Origin of the sequence: Lentisphaera araneosa HTCC2155 (assembly GCF_000170755.1) — a bacterium.
Taxonomy (GTDB): Bacteria; Verrucomicrobiota; Lentisphaeria; order Lentisphaerales; family Lentisphaeraceae; genus Lentisphaera; species Lentisphaera araneosa.
The window spans coordinates 58552-65074 of the sequence record NZ_ABCK01000027.1; the positions used below are offsets into that span (position 1 = coordinate 58552).

Here is a 6523-nt window from a genome sequence, read left to right on the forward strand (position 1 = left end):
TATATTTTAATGTTACATGAGTTTACGTAATCAACTTAGATGTTCTTACATACCTTTAACGAAAAGTTTAATTTTTTATTGTGAGTTCACCTGTATGAAAGATTAAAATAGTTCCATTTGTCCGAATCATGATGGAACCATCTGGCTTAAAACCATGGACTTCACCAAGATAGGAGTCTTGTTTGTCATTTGTGAAAAGTACAGTTTTACCTTCAAGTTGAGCGGCTAGCATCCAAGCTTCGCTGATTTTTTCAGGATTGTCTTGATAGATTTGATAGAGCTTTTGGAATTGATCGAGGATTTCATCCTTTAAGCTATCGCGATTCCATGGAGTAGAAGTTTCTAGAAGCAAAGAAGTAGCAGGCCGACCTAAGTTTTTCAGATCACCAAAAGTCATATTGACATTAATACCGGAGCCAATGATGAGCGATGTCATTTTATTTTGTTCGAAAATTCCTTCACATAAGATCCCAGCTATTTTTGCCTCCCCCACTAATAAGTCGTTGGGCCACTTGATTCGAAGATGATGAATCGCGTGTTTTTTTAAGCATTCATAGATGGCTAATGATGCAATTTGAACATAGGTATTAACACTATCTGGATGAAGTTTGTCATTTTTGATGACTAAACTCATGTAAATATTTTTGTCCGGGGGTGAAGTCCAAGTTCTTCCTAAACGTCCTTTGCCAGCAGTCTGGGTATTTGTGTAAAGCACCGCCCCATGAGGATATTTACTGATGTTGCGTTTGGCTTCTTCGTTGGTTGAATCAATGGATTCAAAATAAACGGGGTGATAGTTAATCATTGTTTGGTTTTAGCAGGCTGTATATATTGGTTTCGCTTAGTTTACTCTGGTAGGTTTCAAAATTGATGTTTTTTTCTTTAATGCCTAATTCAGAATCGCTATTTAAGCTAAAATTCTTCTCTCCACTTCCCATTACGGCATTATGAATGTCGAGGAGAGTAATGTTGTGAAGGTCACGGCTTGCCTTATAAATTTCGTTTCGTGGTCCCACAGGTGTAATAATTCCGGCATCAGTCAATTGAGTAAGGATTTTGTGACCAAGCAAAACAGGGACGCGCAATTCTTGTAGGCGGATATGAGCCTCCCAAGCATCACCAGTTAAGAATTTCCTAGATATAGAAATAGAGATAACAATTGCAGCGTTAAAAAGATCTTCGCCTTTTAATAGAGAGGATTCATCTTCCTCTTCATAGGTGGCATGATTTTGTAAGGCGAAACAAAGTTGTGCTCCAAGAAGGATGATTAACCAAGCAATAAATAACCACACCAAGAAAAATGGGATAACAGCAAAAGTCCCATAGAGAGGATAGGAAGAAACCCCGATTTGTAGGTTTACATAGATATATTGCGTGAGTGACCAACCAATGGTGACTAAAAAGCTAGCAATGAAGGCAGGTCGAAAATTAACTTTGGTATTGGGTAGGAAGCGATAGAGAAATGTGAAACCAAAAGCAATAATGAGCGGACTGATGATTTTTACCAAAAGGCTATAAAATTCAAAAATGCCCTCGCCTAAAAAGAGATTAGTCGTGAGGTACTCTTGAACCTTATTACTAGAGAGGAAGGCATTAGCCGAAGCGGTTGCGATGAGAATGGGGGGGAGCGTGACAAAGATAAAGAGGTACTCTTTAACCTTGGTCATTAAATCACGATTCTTTTTAATTCCCCAAATCATATTAAATGAGTGTTCAATTTTACTCATCATACTAATGGCAGTGAACATTGAGATGGCGATACCCACAAGCCCTACAGCCTTTAAGTTGGCTTGGTCAATAAGTGTGAAAACTTGAAGCAGGATATCTCGAATTTGTTCGGGAAGCTCACCAAAGAAAAATTCTTGTTGATCCTTAATCATATCAGCCAAGCCCATGGCTTTGGAGAAGGCAAAAACAAAAGCTAAAGTTGGGAGCATTGATAATACGGTAATGTTGGTCAATGCAGAAGCTTGTAGAGGAAGGTTGTTTTTGTTAAAGTCATTAATGAGGACTTTGAGGCTCCTCAAAGCAATGATCTTAACTTTTTGTGGGTATTTTAGATCTTCAACGTCAGCTTCCCAGATGCCTGAAAAGATTTTGTCGTGGATGTTTTTTAATGTTTTTATCATGACTTATGCGCTTGTAGAAAAGTTACCTCATATCGAGCTTCTAATATATTGTCTCTTTTAAGTTTTTCGCACTCTTTGATAAGTTTCCTCAGTTGTCCAGGATTTAATTGTTCTTCTTCGACGTTGGCACCAATGCGGTGAATCTTCTTGAAAAAGTCGATAGATGATTCAAAACTTTCAGAAAAAGGGAGCGTGAACTTGTTAACTTTATTAAAATAGTGCTCAGCAGAAGTTCTTAATGATTTTGCATCGCGATAATTTAAGCCTTTATAATCCATTTCGGCTGCCTCGAAGGCTTTAGGTAAAAAACTTAGTGTTCCCATTGTGGGGGTCGCAATGAGTAGGGTCGCATTTGGATTTGCGAGTTCCGCCACTTTTTGCATCCAAAGATTCCAGTCAGGAACCCATTGAATAGCCATGCTAGTAATAATTAAATCAAAACCTTGATCATCATTAGGGAGTTCACAGATTTGATATTGAGCTTTATTTCCAAGTTTTTCTTTTGCTACTTCAATCATTTGAAGAGCAGGGTCACATATGTAGAATTCGCTATAGGGAAAGATTCCCATGAGTTGCTGGCTTATATAAGCTGTGCCGGCCCCGATTTCCAAAATGCGTTTAGGTGCTGTTTCTTTGGGGATTTCTTGGATGAGAGTGTTGGCGATACGTCTTTGTATGTGTGCGTACTGATCATAATCTGCAGCGTGATTGTTAAAGTGACCTCTAGACATTATTCACCTCTAGAAATTTTTTAATCGTCTCTTGAGCTTCTGTTGATTGACTTAAATCATGCTTTTCTCCAATGAAGCAATGTTGTTCAGCATTTGGGAAGCGTCTAGAGAGCTGCAAAGCAACTTTTGGGTAAAGAATGCGGTCTTTTTGTCCTCTAAGTAAAAGCATGGGTTTTTTACAAGAATCCACTTGAGTTCTTTTCGTTTTTAGGATATCGAGTCCTTTTAATAAGATCTCTTTATTATAGTACTCATTCTTACGAAAAGAGCTCCCAGCTAAAGTTTGAAAGCTTTCGATAAGTTTTGCGGGGTTCGCAATTAAGGCTGAGCCCATTTGTGAGACTTTCTCGACGAGTTTACTATCTTTGTTATCTTGACCACAAAAAGAAGTGAAGCCGCTTAAGACGATGGCCCCTTTGCAGAACTTTGACGACAAAACTTCATCGAGGTAAAGACTACCCATTGAGTAAGCTAGGAAAATGAAGTCTTCATTCATTTCACCTGCTAAAAAAACTTTTGGATCAGTGTTGTCAGAGGAATAAAATCCCCAATCAAAACATTTGACATTTTCTAAAAAATTAAAGTATTGCTTGTCACAAGCCCAGCCGGGAATAGCGATGAGTTTCATGTTCGCAGGGCTTTTACAAGAATTCTAATTTGTTCGATATAAAAGGGCCAAAGCAAGAACCATGACCAAACGAAAATGGCGATGAAGGGAGCAAAGGGGATGGCACGTTGAGTCATCTTAGCTTCCTTTTTACTGATCATGAGGTAGATCATGCCAAATAAACTCGCAAACCCTAAGGAAACTAAAGCACCTTGGATTCCCACGAAGGCGGCACATAAAGTAATGAGGCTTAAATCACCGCCTCCAATGACAGCACTTGGGAAAGTCAGTTTATTAATAAAGATTTTTTGTTCTTCATCAATTTTGTAATCTAAGCCATCTTTTGTGGCAAAGCCTTTTCTATTGACTTCGACAACTTGATTTTCGCAGGTGAAAAAGCGAATTTTTTCATCTTTCTCACTAAGGATCTCTGTCCAAGCCAGAGCTTCATCATCTTCAGCTTGGCAATTATCTTTTCGAAGGCGGACTTGTACGGGTGGGTCACATTCAATGGTATGAGAGCCAAAAACTTTACGCCCCAGTTTTGCACAGAGAAACATAAAGCTATAGGCAATGCTGACATTGAATAGGCAGTGAAATAAAGAGCGCAACCTAGGATTGAAGCCATTTAGGGCGGAATAAACAGGTTGAGTTTCAAATAATTTATGATCGTGACCCAAAAGTTGGCTTTCAGGAAAGGCTAAGGCCAGGATGAAAGCCGTTGCTAAACCAAAATAAACGAGTTGAATGGGGATGGTGCGTGTTTCAATGTCAGTCAAACTAGCTGCTACTAATATGGAAGTCGCAATGAGAGCGAGTAAGGTTTGGCTCAGAGGAAGGTCGTAGTGGCGACCTGCATACATGACGGCGAGCCACATCAAACCAGTGACGGCTTCGATGACGAGGTAGCGAGGTGAAATTGAAACCTTACAAGCTCGACATTTACCTTTAAGTACGAGCCAACCTAGGATAGGGACATTGTCGTAGAGTTTAATTTCTGTTTTACACATGGGGCAGTGTGAGCCAGGAACACTCAAACTCATACCCAACGGTAGCCGCCATATAACAACATTAAGGAAGCTGCCGACACAGCAACCTACAACAAAGGTGAAAAATGCTCCTACAAAAAAGAAGTGATCGTAGAAGAGGTTGGTGAGTTGTTGCTCAATCATGTGGATAGGCTGCCGAAGTTAGGCTTTCGCGCATGAGTTCAACGGGGGCTTCTTGCTGAGTCCACATTTCCCAAGATTTCACTCCTTGGTGTAAAAGCATACCTAAGCCACCAGCTGTTTTACACCCGGCTTTTTTAGCTGCAACTTGAAAGGGTGTCTCTTTATAAATCATATCCATAACTAATATAGAGGGGACAAGCAAGTTGCTGGGGAAGGGGGAGGGATCACCATCTTTTAGGCCAAGGCTTGTGCATTGAATCATGATGTCATGTTCTTTGCATATATAATGATAGGAAGAAAGGTCTGCAGAAGCGATAAATTTGGTCTCACATTTGGGGTTCATGACCGATGCCGTATCTAGTAAAAGTTGCGCATTAGCTTCACTTCTATTGATAACTGTAATGGCCGCTGCACCAGATTTTGCGATTCTCGCAGCAGCTGCTCGAGCCGCTCCTCCTGCACCGATAAATAAAACTCTTTTGCCTTTAAGGTCGACACCAAACTCTTCTTGGATAGCTGTCTCGATTCCGTAGCCATCTGTACTATAGCCGTGAAGTTCACCGTTTTCGTGGACAACTACTGTATTGACACTCTGACAAGCCATAGCTTCCTCGTCCACCCAATCTAATAAAGGGATTATATCTGCTTTTAAAGGAACAGTGCAATTCCAGCCTTTATAGGACTGAGCTTTCAAATCTTCAATGATAGAGGAAATCTTTTCAGGTGGGCATTCAACTAGATTGTAATGAGCATCTAACTTTGTTTCTTTAAAGGCCGGATTATGAATACTCGGTGAGAGTGAGTGATTAACCGGCCAGCCGATTAGTCCGTATTTTTGCATCGTGTTATGTGTCCTGTGTAATAATATTATTCTTAGATTAACTAAGTTAGATTCTAATTCAATCATTTTAGTCTCATATATAAAGGAGAAAATCACTTTATTTAAGTGGGGCGGAACTCTATTTGTGTGGAGTTGTGAGCTTAGTTTGGGCTAAAATGACTTTTCTTAGAAAAAGATCACTTAGCATCAAAAAGCTCTAAGTGATTGATTTAAAAGGTTTATGTCTAAATGGGGACAATTGTGATGTTAAGTTTTTTAAGAAAAAGTCAAGAAAAGATTAAAAAGCGGGTTGCGGAAAAAAGAACTGGCGATAACCTAAGGGCCTCGTCAGAAACGGCGAGAACAAAACGAAGCCGAAAGCGCGCTAATCGAGTAAGAAAAAGAAGATGTTTGATAGTTGAATTATATGATAGTAACGGGCTCCTAAATCATTTAGATGATTTAAGAGTTAATTTTTTCGAGAGAAAACTCAATATAAAAATATAAGTAATTAAGTCGGATACAAACACAATCAATTGATTGGAGAGTTTGATCCTGGCTCAGAATGAATGCTGGCGGCATGGATTAGGCATGCAAGTTGAACGAGAAATTCACTTCGGTGAATGGAAAGTGGCGAAAGGGTGAGTAACGCGTGAATAATCTGCCCCTAAGTTTGGAACAACAGTTGGAAACGACTGCTAATACCGGATGTGACTATCAAGACGCATGTTTTGATATTTAAAGGTTACGCTTAGGGATGAGTTCGCGTGCCATTATGCTAGTTGGTAAGGTAACGGCTTACCAAGGCTATGACGGCTAGGTGGTCTGAGAGGACGATCACCCACACTGGGACTGAGACACTGCCCAGACTCCTGCGGGAGGCTGCAGTCGAGAATCTTCCGCAATGCGCGAAAGCGTGACGGAGCAATGCCGCGTGATCGAAGACGGCCTTCGGGTTGTAAAGATCTGTCAGGGGGGAAAAACGATGATGGTACCCCCAGAGGAAGCCACGGCTAACTACGTGCCAGCAGCCGCGGTAATACGTAGGTGGCGAGCATTATTCG

General features: G+C 40.4%; 6 protein-coding genes and 1 rRNA gene. 1 reads left to right on the forward strand and 6 read right to left on the reverse strand.

What is annotated here, in order from left to right; genetic code table 11:
• Window positions 1–67: 67 nt before the first annotated feature.
• From LNTAR_RS20310 to aroE, 6 genes are read right to left on the reverse strand one after another with little or no spacing between them, the layout of a single operon-like run.
• Complete coding sequence (locus LNTAR_RS20310; protein WP_007280643.1) at window positions 68–805, reverse strand: biotin--[acetyl-CoA-carboxylase] ligase; 738 nt, start codon at window positions 803–805, stop codon at window positions 68–70.
• Window positions 798–2129, reverse strand: a complete 1332-nt coding sequence (locus LNTAR_RS20315; protein WP_007280644.1) for a YihY/virulence factor BrkB family protein — start codon at window positions 2127–2129, stop codon at window positions 798–800. Before LNTAR_RS20315 ends, LNTAR_RS20310 begins: the two co-directional genes overlap by 8 nt.
• Window positions 2126–2860 (reverse strand): methyltransferase domain-containing protein, encoded by a 735-nt coding sequence (locus LNTAR_RS20320; protein WP_007280645.1) that lies wholly within the window; start codon window positions 2858–2860, stop codon window positions 2126–2128. The genes LNTAR_RS20315 and LNTAR_RS20320 overlap by 4 nt, the downstream gene beginning before the upstream one ends.
• The gene (locus LNTAR_RS20325) at window positions 2853–3488 is read right to left on the reverse strand and encodes an alpha/beta fold hydrolase (protein ID WP_007280646.1); all 636 of its coding nucleotides are present in this window, start codon (window positions 3486–3488) and stop codon (window positions 2853–2855) included. The genes LNTAR_RS20320 and LNTAR_RS20325 overlap by 8 nt, the downstream gene beginning before the upstream one ends.
• Window positions 3485–4639 carry a prepilin peptidase gene (locus tag LNTAR_RS26175; RefSeq protein ID WP_007280647.1) on the reverse strand — a complete coding sequence of 385 codons (1155 nt, stop codon included), beginning with the start codon at window positions 4637–4639 and terminating at the stop codon, window positions 3485–3487. The genes LNTAR_RS20325 and LNTAR_RS26175 overlap by 4 nt, the downstream gene beginning before the upstream one ends.
• Complete coding sequence (gene aroE / locus LNTAR_RS20340; protein ID WP_007280648.1) at window positions 4632–5480, reverse strand: shikimate dehydrogenase; 849 nt, start codon at window positions 5478–5480, stop codon at window positions 4632–4634. Before aroE ends, LNTAR_RS26175 begins: the two co-directional genes overlap by 8 nt.
• A gap of 516 nt (window positions 5481–5996) precedes the next feature.
• On the opposite strand from aroE, the gene LNTAR_RS20350 reads away from it, so the two are divergent.
• A 16S ribosomal RNA gene (locus LNTAR_RS20350) occupies window positions 5997–6523 on the forward strand; the annotation flags it as partial.

Excerpts from the sequence above, each read along its gene's own strand:
- LNTAR_RS20310 (WP_007280643.1), bottom strand. The coding sequence starts at position 805 with ATGATTAACTATCACCCCGTTTATTTTGAATCCATTGATTCAACCAAC.
- LNTAR_RS20315 (WP_007280644.1), bottom strand. The coding sequence starts at position 2,129 with ATGATAAAAACATTAAAAAACATCCACGACAAAATCTTTTCAGGCATC.
- LNTAR_RS20320 (WP_007280645.1), bottom strand. The coding sequence starts at position 2,860 with ATGTCTAGAGGTCACTTTAACAATCACGCTGCAGATTATGATCAGTAC.
- LNTAR_RS20325 (WP_007280646.1), bottom strand. The coding sequence starts at position 3,488 with ATGAAACTCATCGCTATTCCCGGCTGGGCTTGTGACAAGCAATACTTT.
- LNTAR_RS26175 (WP_007280647.1), bottom strand. The coding sequence starts at position 4,639 with ATGATTGAGCAACAACTCACCAACCTCTTCTACGATCACTTCTTTTTT.
- aroE (WP_007280648.1), bottom strand. The coding sequence starts at position 5,480 with ATGCAAAAATACGGACTAATCGGCTGGCCGGTTAATCACTCACTCTCA.